Origin of the sequence: Mesorhizobium sp. BR1-1-3, assembly GCF_020165455.1 — a bacterium.
In the GTDB taxonomy this organism is placed as follows: Bacteria; Pseudomonadota; Alphaproteobacteria; order Rhizobiales; family Rhizobiaceae; genus Mesorhizobium; species Mesorhizobium ciceri.
Window position 1 is genome coordinate 151,670 of sequence record NZ_JAIUIC010000014.1, and the last position, 19,603, is coordinate 171,272.

Here is a 19,603-nt window from a genome sequence, read left to right on the forward strand (position 1 = left end):
ACGAAACGGTGAATGGCTCTAACGACCGGCCGGAGTCAGGCTCCGGCCAGCAAGCTCGCATTGCCGCCCGCGGCGGTGGTGTCGACGCAGACGGCCCGCTCATGTGCATAAGCCGCCGGGTTCAACACTTCGCTGACCAGCGGCACGATCGGGCCTGAGCGATCAGCGATAACCCTGCGCACGATGCGCGCGGCCTCTGGTGTGCCGGAAAAAGCAACGATATCGACGCGCAGCGAGCGTGCCTCGACCGGATCAGGCCGCCCGTCGATGACGGCCAGTGGGAGGCCCTTGCCGGTCAGAGCGGAAAGGGCCGCCGGTGCACCCGGTGCAACGGCCAGCACGGCGTTGCCGGCGGCGAGCGCCTGGATCGTCTGCGCCAGCAGCGTATCACCATCGGGACCAAGGCACAGCACCCGTCCACGTGGCGACAGCGAGAGCGTGTTGGCTTCGCCGGTCGGCCCGGGCAGGTCGACCTGGCCGAAATCGATGCCGGCGGCCGCACCAATGGCCGCAGCACCCTTGCCGCGCAGATGCTTCCTCAGAATGGCGATCCGGTCCGGACGCGTCGACCAGCCGCCAAGTGTGGGATCAGGCAGATTGTCGGCAAGCTCGGTCGCCGTGACCTTGTGGCCATCCTGCACATGGGTGCCGGCCTCCGGCCCCTTGCGGAAGCGGCGGAGATAGTGCGGACCGCCGGCCTTCGGCCCGGTGCCGGAAAGCCCCTCGCCGCCAAACGGCTGCGAACCGACGACGGCGCCGATCTGGTTGCGGTTGACATAGATGTTGCCGGCATGGATGCCATCGACGAAATGCTGCACGCGGCCCTCGATGCGGGTGTGCAGGCCGAAGGTCAGGCCATAACCCTTGCGGTTGATGGCGGCGATGACGGCGTCGATCTGGTCGGCGTCGAAACTGGCGACATGCAGCACCGGCCCGAACACCTCGCGCTCCATGTCCTCGATACCCTTGACCCGGAAGACATGCGGCGCGACGAAGCGACCTTCCCTGGGCGCCTCGAGCTTGGCGATCAGCCTGCCCTGCAGGCCCATCTTCGTGCAATACTCGCGGATCGAGCTTTGCGCCTCGTCGTCGATAACCGGGCCGACATCGGTCGAAATCCGCCAGGGATCGCCGACGTTGAGCGCCTCCATGGCGCCCTTCAGCATCTCCAGCATCTTCTTCTCGACGTCCTTCTGCACGTAGAGTACGCGCAGCGCCGAGCAGCGCTGGCCGGCACTCTGGAAGGCGGAGGCGAGGATATCGCGCACCGCCTGTTCGGGCAGCGCGGTGGAATCGACGATCATGGCGTTGAGGCCGCCGGTCTCGGCGATCAGCATGGCGTCGGGCGCGGCCGTCTCGGCCAGCTGCTTCTCGATCAGCTTGGCAACCTCGGTCGAACCTGTGAAGCAGACGCCAGCGATGCGCGGATCGGCGGTGAGCGGCCCGCCGACCGATGGGCCGTCGCCAGGGAGCAACTGGATGACGTCTTCCGGCACGCCGGCCTCGCGCAGCAGTTCGACGGCGCGGAAGGCGATCAGCGGCGTCTGCTCGGCCGGCTTGGCGATCACCGAATTGCCGGTGACGAGCGCTGCCGCGATCTGGCCGGTGAAGATGGCGAGCGGGAAATTCCACGGCGAAATGCAGACAATGGCGCCGCGCGCTTGCGTGCCCGCCTCCGCATTGGCCGCCTCAGTGGCGTAGTAGCGCAGGAAGTCGACGGCTTCACGCACCTCGGCGACGCCGTCGGCCAGCGATTTGCCGGCCTCGCGGGTGGCGAGTGCAAAGAACTCGACGGCATTCGCCTCATAGAGATCGGCGGCACGGTTGAGGATGGCGGCGCGCTCGGCGACGGGACGCTTCGCCCAGGCCGGTTGCGCTTCCACCGCAAAGCGCACGGCGGTCGCGACTTGCTTGGCAGCTGCTTCGCTGACCGTGCCGACCACTTCGGAAGGCTTTGCCGGGTTGACGATCGGACGCTGCTTGCCATAGCCGGCGGCCCGCGTAATCGGCTTGGCATGCCAGCGATCCGGCCCGGCGAAGGCCGCCCTGGCCTTGTCGATCGCCGCCAGCGTCACCGTGTCGGTGATGTCGAATCCTTTCGAATTGCGACGCCCGGCTCCAAAAATCTGGGAAGGCCGGGCAATCGCCGGATTGACTGCCGGACCCTGGCTTTCGACCGTCTCGAGCGGATCGCGCGCAATGTCCTCCGGCTCGACATCCTCATCGGTCAGCTGGTGCACGAAGGAGGAGTTGGCGCCGTTCTCCAGCAGCCGGCGCACCAGATAGGCCAGTAGATCGGAATGCGCTCCGACCGGTGCATAGATACGGCAGCGCGTGCCTTCGGACCGTCGCACCGTCTCGTGCAGCGCCTCACCCATGCCGTGCAGGCGCTGGAACTCGAAGGCGTCGCGATTGTCAGCCATCGACAGAATGGCGGCGACGGTATGGGCGTTGTGGGTGGCGAACTGCGGGTAGATGCGGTCGGTCATGCCAAGCAGCTTCTTGGCGCAAGCCATGTAGGAGACGTCGGTGTTGGCCTTGCGGGTGAAGACGGGATAGCCGGTGAGTCCCAACGTCTGCCCCCGCTTGATCTCGGTGTCCCAATAGGCGCCCTTGACCAGCCGAACCATGATGTTGCGGTCGTATTTCTTGGCCAGCGCATAGAGCCAGTCGATGGCGAAGGCCGCGCGTGGCCCATACGCCTGCACCACCACGCCAAACCCGTTCCAGCCGGCGAGCTCCGGCTCGGCCAGCACCCGCTCGATGACGTCGAGCGACAGATCGAGGCGGTCAGCCTCCTCGGCGTCGATGTTGAGACCCATGCGCGAGTGGCGCGCGGCCAGCGCCAGCGACAAGAGCCGCTCAGCCATCACAGGCAGCATCTCGTCCTTCTGCGCCACCTCGTAACGCGGATGCAGTGCCGAAAGCTTGACCGAGATGCCGTGGTTCTGCCTGATATCAGGACCGTTGGAGCCGGAATCGAGCGACGAAATCGCGTCGGCATAGGCCTTGTGATAGCGCAAGGCGTCGGCCTCGGTGCGGGCCGCCTCGCCCAGCATGTCGAAGGAATAGAGATAACCCTTTTGGGTCATCGGCCGGCCGCGCTTGACGGCTTCAGTGATGGTGCGGCCGAGCACGAACTGCTCGCCCATCTCGCGCATGGCGGCGGCCACCGCCTTGCGGATGACCGGCTCGCCCAGCCGCCGCACCATAGAACGCAGCGTGCCCTCGATGCCGCCCTCGCCTTCGTCGAGGACGCGGCCGGTCAGCATCAGCGCCCAGGTCGAGGCGTTGACGAAGATGGAGCTCGAACCGCCCGAATGCGCCGACCAGTCGTGCGGCGCGATCTTGTCGGCGATGAGGTCGTCCATCGTCTCGGTATCGGGCACGCGCAGCAGTGCCTCGGCCAGGCACATCAGCGCCACGCCTTCCTTGGTGGAGAGACCGTAAGCGGAGAGGAAGACTTCCATCAGCCTTGGATCCGACGAACCGCGCACCGCGCGCACCAGATCGGCGGCACGAGCCGAGATCGCCTTGCGGTCTTTCCCGGAGAGCCCCGTCGCCTCGGCAAGCCGCTTCACGGCCTCGTCTTCGTCGGGCAGGTAGTTGGCGCGGATCTGCTGGCGGATGGCATCGAGCGCTGGCATGGCGGTCCCGTGGATCGAGCAAAGGGGATCGGGCCGGCGGTCACCGGACCGAATGGCGCAAGCTAGCACAAGTGCAAAATTTCGGCCGGTCCAAAGAAATCGACACTGTAGGTCATTCGATCTATCCTAGCGGCATATAACTGACATTTGGACTGCGATTTCGATGACAGAAGACCAATTGGACCGCATAGATCGGAATATCCTGGCCGCACTTGCAAGCGATGGCCGGCTTTCCATGTCAGAACTAGCCGCGAAGGTCGGCCTGTCGAAGACGCCGGTGCAGGCGCGGGTGAAGCGGCTTGAGAAGGACGGCTATATCAGAGGCTACCAGGCGATCGTCGACCGCGAGCGCATGGGCGAAGGCCATGTCGCATTCGTCCAGGTGAAATTGTCCGACACCAGATCCGCCGCGCTCGACGCCTTCAACCGGTCCGTACAGGCTGTGCCGGAGATCGAACAGTGCCACATGATGGCATCGAGCTTCGATTATCTGCTGAAAGTCCGCACCAGGGACATCGCCGCCTACCGCCGCGTCCTCGGCGAGCGCATCTCGGCCCTGCCCCATGTCGCCCAGACCTCGACCTTTGTGGCGATGGAGACCGTGAAGGATCGGTAGATCACTCCGAAAGCGTCTTCAAGAACGCCACCAGAGCAGCGCGTTCTCGGTCTGAAAGCTCCAACGGGTGAACCTCTGATACCCCTTCGACGCTGGGCGCGGCCTTCGCATAATGCGCCACGACCTCGTCGAGCGACAAAAACTGCCCGGCATGCATATAGGGCGGTCGCGTTGCCGCTCCGCGCAGAGACGGCGTCTTGTAGGCGCGGATGAGTTGTGGCGCATTCTTGACCATGAAGCGCAGTTCGCCGCAGGCGGCAACGTCGCCGTCCCGATAGGCGCCAAGGCAGTTGAACGGGTCGGCCTCGACTTGGTGCACGGCATCGATGCGGCCGCGATCCGGCGGCAGGCCCGCAACAGGCGGCACGCCGGTGTTGTGAAAGCTGTTGTCGGTGAAGCGCGGGCCGTTGTGACAGGTCACGCAATTGGCCTTGCCGATGAACAGTTTAAGCCCAAGGACTTCTTGTTTGGAAAAGACAGCATCGCCCTTCGGCTCGGCACCGGTGGCGAGGTCCAGCGCAAAGCGGTCGAAGCGCGCGGGCATGGGCGCTATCGAGCGTTCGAAGGCGGCAATCGCCTTGCCGATATTGACGAAGACACCGTTGATGGCGTCGCGCTGCGCGCTGCTCATGGCATTCCAGGCTGCTTTCTCGGCATCGTTTCCAAGTGGGCTGGCATTCAACGGCATGCCGGAAAAATCGGGCAGCGGCCCAAAAATGCGCTCATAGCGCTCGCCGAAGCGCGCCTTGATGTAATGCGCGTAGGCAGCGCGGTTTCCCGCCTGCTCCAGCGGATTTTCGAGCGGCGTCAACGCTTGCGCCCACAGGCTGTCGCGACGGCCATCCCAGAAGAACCAGGGATCGTGCGCCACGCCGGCCAGCGGCATGGTGCGCCGGTTGGTGTGGCCGACGCCGACCGCCTGCGGCAGGTCGTCCTGGAACTGGCGGTCGATCTTGTGGCAGGTCGAACAGGATACCGACCCGTCACCGCTCATGCCCTGATCGAAGAACAGCGTCGAGCCGAGTGCGGCGGCGGCCGGCACGTCGGCAAAACGATTGGTGGTGTCGGCCTTGAGCGCCGGCAGCGACGACAGCGCCAGCGAAGCGATAGTCTTCTTTTCTGCGTCGGAAAAATCAGGCTTGCCGCAGCCCACGAGGACGACGGCGACCATCAGCGCCAGAAAGCGGAAAAGGCGCTTCATCGATCGCTCACAGCACCACGTTGAACAGTACGGTATCGGAGCCGGCGCCGGATGAGATGGCGAAACGAAGTTGCCACCAGCCGCTCATGGTGAATTTCAGCCCCTCGATGCGGTAACGGCCTTCGCCCAGGTAATCGGTGACCTGCGGGCTGGTCGGCAGGCCGTGATTGTGTTGCGGCATGCCGCCGGAGATGGCGATCGCGGCGCGCTCCACCGAAGCCCCTGTCTTTGTTTTCAGGGTCAGCAGCCAGGATTCCAGTTCGCCCTGCCGCACCACGCCCCGTTCCGGCACGAAACTCGCCACGTACAGCCCGTTGTCGGTTTTCTTCGTCCGCGCGACATCCGGGCCGGCTGGCAGCGACGAACGCGGCGCCGTCAGGAAGACGACCGCGAGAATGCCGACCAGCAAGGCAGCCAGACCAAGACCCGCCAGAAGATAACGCCATATCGATGCCAAACCGGTTCCTCTTCTGCAGACAACGCTCTGCCGAACGGATCGCATCCCGCCAGCCTGTGGGAAAACGCTGTGGCGGAAAAAACCCTGCTTGCCAAGCATGGCGCTGCCGATGGCAAAAAGCTACAGCACCGGGAAGCACTGGAGGATTGTAGATGGCGGGAACCGGCATCGCCTCGATCGGCGAATGCATGCTCGAACTGTCGGGCCAGACCGGACCGAACTGGCGCATGGGCTTTGCCGGCGACACGTTCAACACGCTGTGGGCGCTGCACGCGCTGAGCACTGAGCGGCCGGCAACCTATGTCTCGGCCTTCGGCGACGATCCGTTCTCGCAAGCCCAGATCGATTTCTTAGGCCAGAACGGCATCGGCATCGGCTCCAGCCCGATCATAGCGGGCGCACGGCCTGGCCTCTATGCCATCACGCTGACCGGGGCCGAGCGTTCCTTCACCTACTGGCGCGGCGACGCCGCCGCGCGGCAGCTCGCCTCAGACCCAGCTGCATTGTCGAAAAACCTGGTAAATCAGGCGCTTGTCTATTTTTCCGGAATCACTTTGGCAATTCTGGATGAGGCCGCGCGCGCCGTATTGCTGGCGGCCGTCGCCAAGGCGCGCTCGGCCGGTTCACTTGTCGCCTTCGATCCCAACTACCGGCCGCGGCTTTGGCGCAATCGCGAGAATGCACAGGCAGCGATCGTCGAAGCCCTTGCCGCCACCGACATCGCATTGCCGACTTTCCCCGACGAGCAGATGCTGTTTGGCGATGCAACACCGCAAGCGACCGCAGAGCGACTCAGGCAACTGGTTAGCGAGGTCGTCGTCAAGAACGGCGAGCAGCCCGCCCTGATTGCCCAAGGAGAAACACTACGCGAAGTCCCGGCGATCCATGTCGCCGCCCCCGCCGATACGACCGGCGCCGGCGATTCGTTCAACGGCGGCTATCTTGCGGCTCGTCTCGCCGGCCACGACCCGCAGGAAGCCGCGCGCGGTGCGCATCGTGTCGCCGCCGCCGTGGTGCAAGTGCGCGGCGCGCTGGCGCCGTTCGAGACGCTGCGGGCGGCTTTCGAAGGCTAAGGTCGGAAAACTAGGGCAGGCGGAACCTGTATTCCGTGACGTGGTGGTAGATCGCGCCCGGCCACAGCGTTGCTTGCGGGAAATAAGGCCGGTTCGGCGCGTCCGGCCAAATCTGCGGCTCCAGGCAGAAGCCGCAAAAGGCCTTGTAGTTCCGCCCTTCCAGCCCGGTGCGCGGCGTCACATACTGGCCGGTATAGAGCTGGACGCCGGGCTCGGTGGTCCAGACCTCCATCTCGACACCGGAACTGGCGCCCTGCGTCCATGCCGCCTGCTTGAGCGGCCCGCGTGCCGAAGCAAGGCAGAAATTCTGGTCGTAGGGCAGTTGATCACCCTCGGTTTCCATGCGCAGCGGCCGCGCCTGGCGGAAATCGAATGGCGTGCCGTCAACCGGCTTGACCACGCCTGTGGGGATCATGTCGCCATCGACCGGCAGGTAGGCGCCGGCATTCAGCATCATCCTGTGGTCGAGAATGTCGCCTGCGCCGCCATCATCCAGGTTGAAATAGGAATGCTGGGTGAGATTGCACAGCGTCGGCTCCTCGCAGGTGGCGGTCAGCTCGACGCTGAGCGTGCCGGGGATCTTCAGCCGGTAGGTGCATGTGACGTCGAGCGCGCCGGGAAAACCCATCGTGCCGTCGGGATCGTGCAGCGTCAGCGTGACGAAATCCCTGCCATGCAAGGAAACCGTCCACGCCCGGTGGGAGTAACCTTGCGAGCCGCCATGCAGCGTATGCTTGTCGAGGAAGTTTTGCTCGGTCTGGTAGCGGCTGCCGCCAATGGTGAAGCGGCCGTCGCGGATGCGGTTGGCATAGCGGCCGACGACCGCACCGAAGAAGGCCGTATCCGTCTCGTAGCCTTCCAGACTGTCATAGCCGAGCACCAGCGGAGCATCGTGCCCGGTCAGGCGCAAATCCTGGATGATCGCGCCCAGACCGATGATGTTGGCTGTGATGCCGCCGCCCCTGATCGTGAAGCGACGCACCTGCTCGCCAGCCTGCGTCGTGCCGAAAACCTCGCCGTCCTTCATCGCCATGCCCGTAAATGCCAGTTGATCCAGAAGACTTCGGCTGGTTTTTCCATGAGAGATGGGCAGGCCATCGGCCTCCCCATCCCAGGGATAGCCTATCAGAGGCCGAGGCCGCCGATGCAGACATATTTGGTGTCGAGATAATCCTCGATGCCCTGATGCCCGCCTTCCTTGCCGAGGCCGGATTCCTTGACGCCGCCGAACGGCGCTTCCGGCGTGGTGATGAGGCCTTCATTGACCCCGACCATGCCGTATTTCAGCCCTTCCATCACTCGGAAGGCGCGGCCGAGGTCACCGGTGTAGAAGTAGCAGGCAAGGCCGAATTCGGTGTCGTTGGCGAGGGCGACGGCTTCCTCTTCGGTCTCGAACTTGAACACCGGTGCGACCGGGCCAAAGATCTCTTCCTTCATGAAGCGCATCTTGGGTGTCGCGTTGGCGATGACCGTCGGCTGGAAGAACGAACCGCCGAGCGCATGGCGCTTGCCGCCGGCAACGATCTTGCCGCCCTTTGATGTGGCGTCGGCGATCAGTTCCTCGACCTTCTCGACCGCCTTCTCGTCGATCAGCGGCCCCTGCTGCACGCCGTCCTCGAGGCCGGAGCCGACCTTCAGCGCGTTGCTGGCGGCAGCGAGCTTCTCGACGAACTTGTCATAGACACCTGCCTGGACAAGGAAGCGGTTGGTGCAAACGCAGGTCTGGCCGGAATTGCGATACTTGGCGGTGATGGCGCCGGCGACGGCACGCTCGAGGTCGGCGTCGTCGAAAACGATGAACGGCGCGTTGCCGCCGAGTTCCATCGACACCTTCTTGACGGTGACCGACGACTTCTGGATGAGAAGCTTGCCGACCTCGGTCGAGCCGGTGAAAGTGATCTTCGACACCAGCGGATTGGCGCAGATCTCGTCGCCGATCTCGCTGGCCGAACCGGTCAGGATGTTGACGACGCCCTTGGGGAACCCGACTTCCTCTGCAAGCGCGCCCCAGGCGAGACCCGAATACGGCGTCTGCGACGCAGGCTTGACCACGGCGGTGCAGCCGGCGGCGAGCGCCGGGCCGAGCTTGCGGGCCAGCATCGAGGACGGAAAATTCCACGGCGTGATGGCGGCGATGACGCCAACCGGCTCCTTGGTCACCAGGATGCGGCGGTCCGCCCATGGCGACGGCACGACGTCGCCATAGGTGCGGCGACCTTCCTCGGCGAACCACAATATGTAGGACGCGGCCGAGCCGATCTCCCCCTTCGATTCGAACAGCGACTTGCCCTGCTCGATGGTCAGCAGTTCGGCCAGTACGTCCTGATTGTCCATCATCGCGTCGTGCAGCTTGCGCAGCAGCTTCGAGCGCTCGAGCGCGGTCGTCTTGCGCCAGGTCTTGAAAGCTTCCGCGGCGGCTTCGATGGCGCGGCGGGTCTCGGCCTTGCCCGACTTCGGCACGGTGCCGATCTTGAGACCGGTGGCCGGGTTGTTGACGTCGACCGTCTGGCCGCTGTCGGCCTGCACCCATTCGCCATTGATGAGATTGGCCTGCCGCATGAAATGGCTGGTTTTCTGAAGCATGCTATCCTCCGTTCGGCGCCCTGACGGGCGGGTCTGTGAAATCTTCGGTGCGCGTGCGCCATGGACTGAGGCCGGCACGCCGGAGCCACTGCTCTTTACCGAGGGCAAGGCACGCAAGCAATCGCAAGATGGCATATAGGGCTTGGGCCAGAGCGAGACGAGAGCAGGCTGACGTGCTTACACCGATGCCTTACCCGAAAACGTACAAGACAACAGTCAGCCAGAACGCGGTGGTGACGGCGGCGCAGGCCGTGGCGAGGGTCATCTGGTTCGACGCCAACGCCTGGCCGGTGTTGAACTGCACCGCGATCAGATAGGAATTGACGCCGGATGGCATCGCGGCCACCATCACCGCCACCTTGGCCGTCAAGGGCGGCATGCCGAGCAACCAGACGAAGACCAGCACCAGCGCCGGCATCAGGAACAGCTTCAGCACCGAAAGCGCCAACGCCGGCCGGACATTGCCCGATATGCCGAAACGGCGCAGGCTGAGCCCCATGGCGAACAGCGCCACTGGCCCGGCAGTGTCAGCCAGCGTATCGACCAGCCGCGTGGCAAGGTTCGGCAGCGGCGCGCCGGTTAGGCGCCAGGCCAGCCCGGCCAGGATACCGATGATCAGGGGATTGGTGAACAGTCTTCTAAGAAAGCTCTGGACGATGCGCAGCGGGTGTACGGGCTCACTGCCACCGCGGCCAAATATCTCGAACATGATGATCGAAGCCATCATCATGGTCGGCAGATGCACGGAAACGAGCAGCGACAGCACTTCGAATCCCTTGGACCCGAATACGCCGAGAACGAAGGGAATGCCCAGCAGCACCACATTCGAGAAGGACGACGACACTCCACCGACGATGCCTGCGCGTGCGTCCCGCCCGAAGATCCGCGTCGTCACCAGATGGCCGGCAGCCCATGTCATTGCAACCGCCGTGAAGTAAGCGCCCCACAGCGGCCAAGGCGCCACGCCGTGGAAGTCGGACTTCACCATCGTCTGGAACAGCAGCAGCGGCATCGCCACGTTGATGGCAAATTCCGAAATCCCCTCGCCGCTCGCCGGCTTCAGATAGCCGGTGAGCCCGGCGAGGTAGCCGAGCGCGACAAGGCTGAAGACGAAAAGAACGGTTTCGGTGAGCGGAGACATTTTTACCGTGAGGGGCGGGTTCCCCGTGATAGGCGAGCCAGGACCGCGACGCAATCGCGCCTGAATTTGATCGTCGTCGGCTGGCAGCGTTATAGAGCGCTTGGATCATCAGGGCGGACACGGACGACAAATAGCCTTTGTCCGACTCTCGGACCTCCGTCTTTTGCAGCGGGCATGGCTGACGGCTTTCGTCGCCGCACTGCTTTGTCTTGCCGCGACCGCGCTTGCAGTTGCCGAGACGAAAAGCGACGCGCGCAGCGTCGCCGATCGAGGCCGCATTCACGGCGATGCTGAAGGTATTCACCAGGGAAGCCCTCCGATGCAATGGCCTTCGCGCAGAACAATCTCGGGGATGTCAGATGGAATCGGGCCAGCTATGGCGGCGGCAAGGCCGAATATCAAAAGGCGATCGGATTCTTCGAGAACGCCAAGCAGGGTTTTACCGAAGCCGGCTACACCATGCCCATCCCTCTCACCGACCAGAAGGTCGATCTGGTGAAGAAGCAGATGGCGAAGAAGTAGGTCTACGCTTCCCGCCCACCGCGCCTTGTCTTTCGGTCGGCTTTACCGTCCCTATATGTCCTGCCACCGGAACCCCTTGCCGGGAACCGCAGAAGGATAGCGGATGATTCGATTTGCCTTGGCGTTGTTCCTGCTTGTTGTTCCCGGCGTGGCCCACGCCACGGACGCAGGCTGGGCGCTACTGCGCGATGGCGGACACGTCGTGCTGCTGCGCCATGCCATGGTCACCGGCACCACCGATCCGGCCAATTTCGACATCGACAGCTGCGCCACCCAGATGAACCTGTCGGCGCGCGGCAAGCAGCAGGCGAGCAAGATCGGCGCTCTGTTTGCCGCTCGGGCGGCACCGATCGAGCGCGTGCTGTCCAGCCGCTATTGCCGCTGCCTCGACACCGCCCGCATCGCCTTCGAGGCCGACCCGGAACTCTTTGCACCGCTCGATCTCCTGAAAGGCGACGAGACGCAGAAGGCCGCGCAGATCGCTGCGATCCTGAAGGAAATCCGCGCCTATTCCGGCTCCGACAATCTGGTCATGGTCACCCATCTGGAAGACATCGTGGCACTGACCGGCATCTCACCGCGCGAAGGTGAGGCCGTCGTCGTCGAGCCGCAAGGCGATGGCCTGCGCGTGCTCGGCCGCGTCACCTTCTGAGCGTGCTGCGCGCGATCGCTGACGCCGAAAGCGGTGTTGCTGAAATGTCACCGTTGAAAGAAGCCGCAAATTCGCCGTGACAATGCCGCTTGCGACAACCCGTCGCAGGGGCTATAGGCGCGCTCCCGGTCACGAGAACCGCAGCGAGCACAACGGTTGGAGCTTTCGTCTCCGCCCGTGCAGGCGGCATTGCCGCCCTGCATACGGCGCCGCTTTGGGGATTGGGATCGCGGATGTAGCTCAACGGGGAGAGCGCCGGACATAATCCGGAGGTTGTGGGTTCGAGTCCCTTCATCTGCACCACGGATAGCTCAGTTTGGTTAGAGCATCAGATTGTTAATCTGACTGTCGAAGGTTCGATTCCTTCTCCATTTGGCCTTGAAAAGCCATCCGAAAAACGGTCCGGGGACTGGAATGCGAAAGACTGGACGGGTGACCCAAGCCTTCGGGCGCGGATCATCCCAAGCGTCTTTCGCCATCGGCTCGCGGCCAGGCCCGCGGTGACGATCAAGGCGCGGTGTCGCCGGCAAGGGAGGCTAAGGCCTCCTGCGCCCGCTTCGCTGCCCCGCGATCCGCTCCCGAAGGCCCGCCACGGCTCGATGCCACCAGTCCCCGGATCATTCGTGCCCGGGCTACGACGCAAGAGACGACGTGAAACGAGAAACGAAGGGAAGATCGACGCATGACGTGACGCCTCGCATGGGGCCATGCCCGACAGGAGTAAGACAATGACCATTCTCGACAAGGTTCTTGGACGCGAGCGCGTCCTCGTAAGGGAAAACGAACGTGCCCTCGCCCTCCACAAGGGGGAGATCAAGGCTGTCCTGCTGCCGGGCGAGCACTGGCTCGCCAACCGGCGCGGCAGCCTCGAAGTGTCTCGGCACGATCTGAAGAACCCGGAATTCGTTTCGGCATACGAGAAGGCGTTGTTCGACAAGCTTCCGGATGTGGCCGCGCGTCATTTCACCGTCGTTCGCACCGGGCGCACGGATGTCGCCGTCATCGAGCGTGACGGCAATCTGCACGCCGTGCTGGCACCGGACCGCAAGCTCGTGCTGTGGACGGATGCCGGCCCGTGGAAGGTGACGCTGATCGACACGTCAGTCGATCTCGCCATCGATGCGGCGATCATGCGCCGGCTCGGCCAGGCCCGGAAGGCGGAATTGATGTCCGTCCATCCGGTCGTCGATGGTCAGGCCGGACTGCTGTTCATCGACGGTGTCCTGGTCAGGACGCTGACGGCGGGCGTGCATGGCTTCTGGAACGTCGGACGCATGGTGCAGATCAAGGTCGTCGACCTCAAGCGCCAGTCGCTCGACGTTGCCGGGCAGGAAGTGCTGACCAAGGATCGCGTGACGATCCGCGTCAACATCGCAGCCGAATACCGGGTCGTCGATCCGGTCAAGGCGGTCAGCATGGTGAAGGACTTCTCCGAAGCCCTCTACCGCGCCCTGCAATATGCCTTCCGCAAGACGCTTGGCGCGCTGACACTCGATCAGATCCTCGAAAAGAAGGTGACGGTCGATGAGGAAGCGGCAGCCAAGGTCCGCGCCGACATGGCCGAGATCGGCGTGGAGGTCAGCGATATCGCGCTCAAGGATGTCATCCTGCCGGGCGAGATGCGCGAGATCCTCAACCAGGTGGTGTCGGCCGAAAAACAGGCCGAGGCCAACATCATCCGTCGCCGCGAGGAGACGAACGCGACCCGTTCCCTCCTCAACACGGCCAGGGTGATGGCGGAAAACCCGGTGATGCTGCGGCTGAAGGAGCTCGAGGCGCTGGAAACCATCGCCGGCAAGGTCGAGCGGCTGACCGTCCACAACGGAACGGGCGGGCTGCTGAACGATCTGGTCAAGCTTCGCGACAGCTGATGCATGTCGCCAAAAGTGTTCCGCTTTTGGAAAAACGACACGCATCGAAATAAGGCTGACGTTGCGTCAACAGAAGGGCCGCCGGGTAAACCGGCGCCCCTTCTTGCGTTTCGAAGGAACCCTACCCATCTGCGCCCGGCGTATCAGGCCTTTTCCTGCCGGAAAAAACCGATTAGACAGCGCCCAAACAAGATGCGGACAGATTCCGCCCGCAACCGAAGGAAAAGCCCTTGTCCACCACGTTCGACAAAGTCGCCAAGATCATTGCCGACACCAGCGAGATCGATATCGACACCATCACGCCCGAGAGCCACACGATTGACGATCTCGGCATAGACAGCCTCGATTTTCTCGACATCGTCTTTGCCATCGACAAGGAATTCGGCATCAAGGTGCCGCTGGAAAAGTGGACCCAGGAGGTCAATGACGGCAAGGCTTCGACCGACGATTACTTCGTCATGAAGAACCTGTGCGCCAAGATCGACGCGCTGGTCGCCGCCAAGACCGCCTGACGTCAGTTAAGCGCATGATCTTGACGCGCTCTGCCGCCTGACCCACAAAGCCGCACATGAGCAGCCCCCGCGACGTCGTCATATCAGGTATCGGCCTTGTCTCCTCGCTGGGGGAAGGTCCTGACGCCCACTGGCAGAAGCTCGCGCAACCGGGCCCGCGGCCGGTGCTCGAAGCGACGCGCTTTGCACCCTATACTGTCCATCCGCTGCCTGAGATCGACTGGAACCTGCAGATCGCCAAGCGTGGCGATCAGCGCCAGATGGAAACCTGGCAGAGGCTCGGCACCTATGCTGCCGGCCTTGCACTGGACGACGCCGGCATCAAGGGCGATGACGAACTCTGCGCGACCATGGACATGGTTGTGGCGGCGGGCGGCGGCGAGCGCGACGAGGCGGTCGATGCCGCCATTCTCGCCGCTTCGGAAAGCCGCAATGACCGCGATGTACTGCTCAACGAGAAATTGACCACCGAATTGCGCCCGACACTGTTTCTGGCCCAATTGTCCAACCTGCTCGCCGGCAACATCTCCATCGTCCACAAGGTCACCGGTTCGTCCAGAACCTTCATGGGCGAGGAAGGTGCCGGTGTCGCCGCGGTTGAAACGGCCGCCGCACGCATCCGCTCGGGCCAGTCGACGCATATCCTGGTCGGCGGCGCCTTCCAGACCGAACATTCCGATATGCTGCTCGGCTATGAACTCGCCGGCTATCTGCATCGCGGCCCATGGAAGCCGGTTTGGCAAAGACAGGGCACTGAGGGCGGGGGCGTCGTGACCGGCTCCGGCGGCGCCTTCCTGGTGCTGGAGCAGCGCGAACACGCGATGAGCCGCGGCCGCAAGATCTATGCAGAACTTGGACCGGTCGTCTCCGGCCGCGCCCGGCGGCCACGGGGAGAACTCGACGCCGAGATCGCCGCACTGCTCAAGCAGGCTGCATTGCCGAACGGCAAATTGCTGACCCTGTCGGGCGCATCGGGGGCGCATGCGGCGACAACAGCCGAGAAGGCAGCGCTCGATGCCAATCCGGCGATCGCCGCGCGTGGCTTCTCGACGCTGACCGGGCACATGAAGGAAGCACAGTTTCCTTTCGCCGTGGCACTGGCGGCACTCGCTGTCGACCGCAAGGCCGCCTATCCTGTTTTTGATGCCGCAGCCGAGACGCCGTTCGAAGGCGTTCCCCAATCCGTCCTTGCAACGGCGATCGGCTATCACCAATTCGAGGGCATGGCGCTGGTCAATGCCGCGTAACGCGGCTCCACGATCCATGCTGCAACGATAAGAGGGCTCCCGGATGGCCAATCTCAGAGATCACATGGGCAGGCCGATCGTCGCCGTCACCGGCATCGGCGTGGTGACCTCGCTTGGCGTCGGCAAATCAGACAATTGGGCGGCACTGACCTCCGGCAAGTCGGGCATTCACCCGATCACCCGCTTTCCCATCGATCAATTGAACACCCGCATCTCCGGCATGGTCGATTTCCTGCCGTCGAGCTCGAAAGGCGCCAGCCCACTCACCTATGAGCTAGCCGAGCTTGCGGGCTTAGAAGCGGTGAGCGAAGCCGGTCTTGATTCCAGCGATTTCGGCGGACCGCTCTTCCTCGCATCGCCGCCAGTCGAACTCGACTGGGCCGAGCGCTTCTCGCTCTACAATTCTGACAAGGACAAGGATGACACCGCCGCCGAAAGACTGCTTCGGGTCGCGCGTAGCTTGAAAGAGCTGGATATTTTCGAGACCACCCAGTTCGGTTCGATCGCCGGCCGCCTTGCCGATCGCCTTGGCACGCGTGGTCTGCCGATCACGCTGTCGACGGCTTGCGCTTCAGGCGCCACCGCGATTCAGCTCGGTGTCGAGGCGATCCGACGCGGCGAATGCGACCGTGCGCTGTCGATCGGCGCGGACGGTTCCGCGACCGCCGAGGCATTGATCCGTTTCTCATTGCTTTCGGCGCTCTCCACGCACAACGACATCCCCGAAAAGGCGTCGAAACCCTTCTCCAGGGATCGCGACGGCTTCGTGTTGGCCGAGGGATCCGGGGCGCTGGTGTTGGAATCGCTTGAGACGGCATTGGCTCGCGGCGCGACTATTCTCGGCGTCCTGGGCGGTTGCGGCGAGAAGGCCGACGACTTCCACCGCACCCGCTCCAAACCGGACGCTTCACCGGCCATCGCCGCGGTCCGCGCCGCCCTCGTCGATGCCGGACTGGGTGAAGACGAGATCGACTACGTCAATGCCCACGGCACCTCGACGCCCGAAAACGACAAGATGGAGCATCTGGCGCTGTCGACGGTGTTCGGCGAGCGGATCGGCTCGATGCCGGTCTCGTCGAACAAATCGATGATCGGTCACACACTGTCGGCGGCAGGCGCTGTCGAGGCGGCTTTCTCGCTGATGACGATGCGCGAAAGCGTCATTCCGCCGACCATCAACTATGACAATCCCGACCCCGCGATCGTGCTCGACGTGGTGCCGAACAAGAAGCGCAACGCCGAGGTCCGCACCGTTCTGTCGAGCTCCTTCGGCTTCGGCGGCCAGAACACTTGCCTTGTCATGGCGCGGGAACCGGTCTAAGCGACCTTTTTCAGCCAGACTGAACCGACAGGCCCCATGCGCGCATTGCAACTTATAGAGGACCGCCGTCTTGAGACGGTGGACCTGCCGCCTCCTCCACCGCCGGCACTCGGCGAAGTCACGCTGCGCATCAAGGCAGTAGCGCTGAACCATATCGACGTCTGGGGCTGGCGCGGCATGGCCTTCGCCAAGCGCAAGCTGCCGCTGGTCGTCGGCGCGGAGGCATCCGGCGAGGTCGAGGCGGTTGGCCCCGGCGTTTCCAGCCTGCTGCCCGGACAATTGGTGTCGATCTATGGCGCGCGCACCTGCGGCCTCTGCCGAGCCTGCCGCGAAGGCCGCGACAACCTTTGCGAACATGTTTCGGGCGTGCACGGTTTCCATCTCGACGGTTTCGCGCAGGAGAAGATCAATCTGCCGGCCCGCCTGCTGGTCCCTGCCCCGCCCGGCGTGACCGACATCGGGGCGGCGGTGGCGCCCGTCACCTTCGGCACCGTCGAGCACATGCTGTTCGACAACGCCAGGCTTCAACCCGGCGAAACCATCCTTATCCATGCCGGCGGATCCGGCATCGGCTCGGCGGCCATCCAGCTGGCCAAGCGGATGGGCTGCACGATCATCACTACGGTCGGCTCCAACGACAAGATCGACAAGGCCAAGGCGCTCGGCGCCGACCATGTCATCAACTACCGCGACGACCGTTTCGAGGGCGTCGTGCGCAAGCTGACCAAGAAGAAGGGCGTCGACGTCGTCTTTGAACATGTCGGCGCCGACACATTCGCCGCCTCGATGCTGTGCCTGAAGCGTGGCGGCCGCCTGGTGACCTGCGGTTCGACCTCCGGCGTGTCGACGCAGATCAATTTGATGCAGCTGTTCCAGCAGCAATTGAAACTGCTTGGCTCCTTTGGCTGCCGCATGGAAAACATGGCCAACGCCATGCAGAAAATGGCGGCGGGACAAGTCGCACCCGTCATCGACACCGAAGTCGGCTTCGACGGTATCGACGCCGCGCTGAAGCGCATGGAAGGCCGCGACGTTTTCGGCAAGATCATCCTGCGCGTCGGCTAGAGCCTTGACCTCTGTATTCAAGAAGTTCCGCCGGGACCTCAAATTTCGTTACGGCAGGCAACTGCGCCAGCTCAATTACTGGCTGGTGGCGCGGGCGGCGATGATGATCATCTCGGTCCTGCGCCTGCTGCCGGCCGACAGTGCGCTGAATTTCGCCGACCGCGTCGCACGCCTGGTCGGCCCCCGGGTGGGACGCCATCAGGTCGCCGTCGACAATCTGCGCAAGGCCTATCCGGAAAAGAGCGAAGCCGAAATCCAGGCGATCGCCTCCGACATGTGGGGCAACATGGCTCGCTTGGCCGCGGAATACATCTTTCTCGACGCCCTCTTCGACTACGACCCCGCGGCCAGCGAGCCCGGCCGCGTCGAGGTCAAGGGAGCTGACCACTTCGTCGAAATAGCCAGCGAAGAGAAGCCGCACATCGTCTTCACCGGTCATCTCGGTAATTTCGAATTGCTGCCGGTGGCGGCCGCGACTTTCGGCATGAACATCACTGCGCTGTTTCGCCCGCCTAACAATCCCTATCTCGCCGACTACATCCTCTCGACGCGCCGCTCGACCATGGGCTCGTTGCTGCCATCCATGGCGGGCGCGTCATTCGCCCTGGCCGGGGTTCTGGAGAACGGCGGCAACATCGGCATCCTTGTCGACCAGAAATTCTCCAATGGACTGGAGACGACATTCTTCGGCCGTCCCTGCCAGAGCAATCGCGTGCTGGCCACCCTTGCCCGCCACTACGACTGCGACGTCTATCCGGCGCGCTGCGTCAGGCTGCCGGGCAACCGCTTCCGGCTCGAAATCGAGGACAAGTTGACCTTGCCGCGCACCCCTGACGGCAGCGTCGATGTCCGCGCCACCACCCAGCGTCTCAACGACGTCGTCGAGCGCTGGGTGCGAGAAGATCCCGGCCAGTGGATGTGGTTCCACAAAAGGTGGGAGATCAGCGGCGGGCGTCGAAAGCGACCGCAGGCAAAGGCGGTCCCAAACGCTTAGGCAGAGCTGCTGGCGTGGGGTTAGCCCAGCGCCAGCAGACAACAGCGAACCTGAACCGCCTTAGTTGGTGACGACAATGCGCGTGTTGCCGAAACCCACTTCCCGCACCATCGAATAGAACGTGGCGGCATTGGCCGTGTGCAGCCTCACGCAGCCATGCGACGCCGGGCGGCCGAGCTGCCTGACGGCGCCGGTTCCATGGATGGCATAGCCGCCATGGAAGAACACCGAATAGGGCATCGGCGACATATGGTATTTGCGCGAATACCACATCCTGGCCGTGCGCTGCGGCCGATAGGTGCCGCGCGGCGTGAAATAGCCGGTGCGGGCGGTGGAGACACTCCACCGGTAAACCGACGCGCCATATCTGACGGTCATCGTCTGCGACGACACGTCTATATTTGCAACGAGGCTGGCTGCCCAGCCCTGCCCCGAAGCACCGAACAGCATTGCAACAAACATGGTTGCCATGAGAACTGTCTTTTTCATGCGATCAAACCCCTTTGATTGCCCCTAACCTGCCTGCCTGATTATTTTTCATCTTTTTAATGGCAGATGCACGGGCTAACACACACACCTTGACCAATTCGCCAATCCAAAGCAGCGAATTTGAACGATTTCCCGCAATAGTTGCCGCAACGACACGCCGCACCGGCTTGATCGCCGGCGGGCTTGCAAAATCGCTGGGATCGCTGCTCAAC

General features: G+C 63.6%; 18 protein-coding genes and 2 tRNA genes. 12 read left to right on the forward strand and 8 right to left on the reverse strand.

Annotated features, from left to right (window positions below):
• Positions 1–35: 35 nt before the first annotated feature.
• Positions 36–3,647, reverse strand: a complete 3,612-nt coding sequence (gene putA, locus LB559_RS26930) for a bifunctional proline dehydrogenase/L-glutamate gamma-semialdehyde dehydrogenase PutA (RefSeq protein ID WP_224675395.1) — start codon at positions 3,645–3,647, stop codon at positions 36–38.
• A 163-nt stretch (positions 3,648–3,810) separates the two neighbouring features.
• Here putA and LB559_RS26935 point away from each other — a divergent pair, with 163 nt between their 5' ends.
• Positions 3,811–4,263, forward strand: a complete 453-nt coding sequence (locus LB559_RS26935; protein WP_013531233.1) for an Lrp/AsnC family transcriptional regulator — start codon at positions 3,811–3,813, stop codon at positions 4,261–4,263.
• A gap of 1 nt (position 4,264) precedes the next feature.
• Here the strand turns inward: LB559_RS26935 and LB559_RS26940 are convergent, their stop codons facing one another.
• Together LB559_RS26940 and LB559_RS26945 are read right to left on the reverse strand one after the other, a co-directional pair.
• A complete protein-coding gene (locus tag LB559_RS26940; protein WP_063172348.1) occupies positions 4,265–5,464 on the reverse strand; it encodes a cytochrome-c peroxidase in 1,200 nt (399 codons plus the stop codon).
• Between the two features lie 7 nt (positions 5,465–5,471).
• On the reverse strand, positions 5,472–5,921 hold the full coding sequence (locus LB559_RS26945) for a FixH family protein (protein ID WP_024503807.1): 450 nt from the start codon (positions 5,919–5,921) through the stop codon (positions 5,472–5,474).
• Between the two features lie 152 nt (positions 5,922–6,073).
• On the opposite strand from LB559_RS26945, the gene LB559_RS26950 reads away from it, so the two are divergent.
• Positions 6,074–6,994 (forward strand): sugar kinase, encoded by a 921-nt coding sequence (locus tag LB559_RS26950; protein ID WP_224675396.1) that lies wholly within the window; start codon positions 6,074–6,076, stop codon positions 6,992–6,994.
• Positions 6,995–7,004: 10 nt separating this feature from the next.
• On the opposite strand, the gene LB559_RS26955 is transcribed toward LB559_RS26950, so the two are convergent.
• From LB559_RS26955 to LB559_RS26965, 3 genes are all read right to left on the reverse strand, one after another.
• Complete coding sequence (locus LB559_RS26955; protein WP_027160469.1) at positions 7,005–8,027, reverse strand: aldose epimerase family protein; 1,023 nt, start codon at positions 8,025–8,027, stop codon at positions 7,005–7,007.
• A gap of 92 nt (positions 8,028–8,119) precedes the next feature.
• Positions 8,120–9,577, reverse strand: a complete 1,458-nt coding sequence (locus tag LB559_RS26960) for an NAD-dependent succinate-semialdehyde dehydrogenase (RefSeq protein ID WP_013531228.1) — start codon at positions 9,575–9,577, stop codon at positions 8,120–8,122.
• 190 nt (positions 9,578–9,767) lie between these two features.
• Positions 9,768–10,718, reverse strand: coding sequence for an AEC family transporter (locus LB559_RS26965; protein WP_224675397.1), 951 nt, complete (start codon positions 10,716–10,718; stop codon positions 9,768–9,770).
• Between the two features lie 324 nt (positions 10,719–11,042).
• Here LB559_RS26965 and LB559_RS26970 point away from each other — a divergent pair, with 324 nt between their 5' ends.
• From LB559_RS26970 to LB559_RS27015, 10 genes are all read left to right on the forward strand, one after another.
• The gene (locus LB559_RS26970; RefSeq protein ID WP_224675398.1) at positions 11,043–11,240 is read left to right on the forward strand and encodes a hypothetical protein; all 198 of its coding nucleotides are present in this window, start codon (positions 11,043–11,045) and stop codon (positions 11,238–11,240) included.
• 103 nt (positions 11,241–11,343) lie between these two features.
• Entirely contained in the window at positions 11,344–11,892 is a 549-nt protein-coding gene (locus LB559_RS26975) for a histidine phosphatase family protein (protein ID WP_064993694.1), read from the forward strand.
• 229 nt (positions 11,893–12,121) lie between these two features.
• A tRNA-Tyr gene (locus LB559_RS26980) sits at positions 12,122–12,195 on the forward strand.
• Between the two features lies 1 nt (position 12,196).
• Positions 12,197–12,263, forward strand: a tRNA-Asn gene (locus tag LB559_RS26985).
• 357 nt (positions 12,264–12,620) lie between these two features.
• Positions 12,621–13,763 (forward strand): slipin family protein, encoded by a 1,143-nt coding sequence (locus LB559_RS26990; RefSeq protein ID WP_224675399.1) that lies wholly within the window; start codon positions 12,621–12,623, stop codon positions 13,761–13,763.
• 230 nt (positions 13,764–13,993) lie between these two features.
• Positions 13,994–14,275, forward strand: coding sequence for an acyl carrier protein (locus LB559_RS26995; protein ID WP_010909964.1), 282 nt, complete (start codon positions 13,994–13,996; stop codon positions 14,273–14,275).
• Between the two features lie 56 nt (positions 14,276–14,331).
• A complete protein-coding gene (locus LB559_RS27000) occupies positions 14,332–15,522 on the forward strand; it encodes a beta-ketoacyl-ACP synthase (RefSeq protein WP_064993697.1) in 1,191 nt (396 codons plus the stop codon).
• 43 nt (positions 15,523–15,565) lie between these two features.
• Entirely contained in the window at positions 15,566–16,843 is a 1,278-nt protein-coding gene (locus LB559_RS27005; protein ID WP_013531223.1) for a beta-ketoacyl-ACP synthase, read from the forward strand.
• Between the two features lie 36 nt (positions 16,844–16,879).
• On the forward strand, positions 16,880–17,908 hold the full coding sequence (locus tag LB559_RS27010; RefSeq protein ID WP_013531222.1) for a zinc-binding dehydrogenase: 1,029 nt from the start codon (positions 16,880–16,882) through the stop codon (positions 17,906–17,908).
• 4 nt (positions 17,909–17,912) lie between these two features.
• Positions 17,913–18,902 (forward strand): lipid A biosynthesis lauroyl acyltransferase, encoded by a 990-nt coding sequence (locus LB559_RS27015; RefSeq protein ID WP_224675400.1) that lies wholly within the window; start codon positions 17,913–17,915, stop codon positions 18,900–18,902.
• Between the two features lie 60 nt (positions 18,903–18,962).
• Here LB559_RS27015 and LB559_RS27020 read toward each other — a convergent pair whose 3' ends face one another.
• Together LB559_RS27020 and LB559_RS27025 are read right to left on the reverse strand one after the other, a co-directional pair.
• A complete protein-coding gene (locus LB559_RS27020; protein WP_013531220.1) occupies positions 18,963–19,391 on the reverse strand; it encodes a L,D-transpeptidase in 429 nt (142 codons plus the stop codon).
• Between the two features lie 4 nt (positions 19,392–19,395).
• Positions 19,396–19,602: a hypothetical protein gene (locus tag LB559_RS27025; protein ID WP_127384794.1), complete on the reverse strand. Its 207-nt coding sequence runs from the start codon at positions 19,600–19,602 to the stop codon at positions 19,396–19,398.
• Between the last annotated feature and the right edge of the window lies 1 nt (position 19,603).

What these genes read in the sequence shown, in the direction of transcription:
- putA (WP_224675395.1), bottom strand. Translation starts at nt 3,647, where the DNA reads ATGCCAGCGCTCGATGCCATCCGCCAGCAGATCCGCGCCAACTACCTG.
- LB559_RS26935 (WP_013531233.1), top strand. Translation starts at nt 3,811, where the DNA reads ATGACAGAAGACCAATTGGACCGCATAGATCGGAATATCCTGGCCGCA.
- LB559_RS26940 (WP_063172348.1), bottom strand. Translation starts at nt 5,464, where the DNA reads ATGAAGCGCCTTTTCCGCTTTCTGGCGCTGATGGTCGCCGTCGTCCTC.
- LB559_RS26950 (WP_224675396.1), top strand. Translation starts at nt 6,074, where the DNA reads ATGGCGGGAACCGGCATCGCCTCGATCGGCGAATGCATGCTCGAACTG.
- LB559_RS26955 (WP_027160469.1), bottom strand. Translation starts at nt 8,027, where the DNA reads ATGGCGATGAAGGACGGCGAGGTTTTCGGCACGACGCAGGCTGGCGAG.
- LB559_RS26960 (WP_013531228.1), bottom strand. Translation starts at nt 9,577, where the DNA reads ATGCTTCAGAAAACCAGCCATTTCATGCGGCAGGCCAATCTCATCAAT.
- LB559_RS26965 (WP_224675397.1), bottom strand. Translation starts at nt 10,718, where the DNA reads ATGTCTCCGCTCACCGAAACCGTTCTTTTCGTCTTCAGCCTTGTCGCG.
- LB559_RS26970 (WP_224675398.1), top strand. Translation starts at nt 11,043, where the DNA reads ATGGCCTTCGCGCAGAACAATCTCGGGGATGTCAGATGGAATCGGGCC.
- LB559_RS26975 (WP_064993694.1), top strand. Translation starts at nt 11,344, where the DNA reads ATGATTCGATTTGCCTTGGCGTTGTTCCTGCTTGTTGTTCCCGGCGTG.
- LB559_RS26990 (WP_224675399.1), top strand. Translation starts at nt 12,621, where the DNA reads ATGACCATTCTCGACAAGGTTCTTGGACGCGAGCGCGTCCTCGTAAGG.
- LB559_RS27000 (WP_064993697.1), top strand. Translation starts at nt 14,332, where the DNA reads ATGAGCAGCCCCCGCGACGTCGTCATATCAGGTATCGGCCTTGTCTCC.
- LB559_RS27005 (WP_013531223.1), top strand. Translation starts at nt 15,566, where the DNA reads ATGGCCAATCTCAGAGATCACATGGGCAGGCCGATCGTCGCCGTCACC.
- LB559_RS27010 (WP_013531222.1), top strand. Translation starts at nt 16,880, where the DNA reads ATGCGCGCATTGCAACTTATAGAGGACCGCCGTCTTGAGACGGTGGAC.
- LB559_RS27020 (WP_013531220.1), bottom strand. Translation starts at nt 19,391, where the DNA reads ATGAAAAAGACAGTTCTCATGGCAACCATGTTTGTTGCAATGCTGTTC.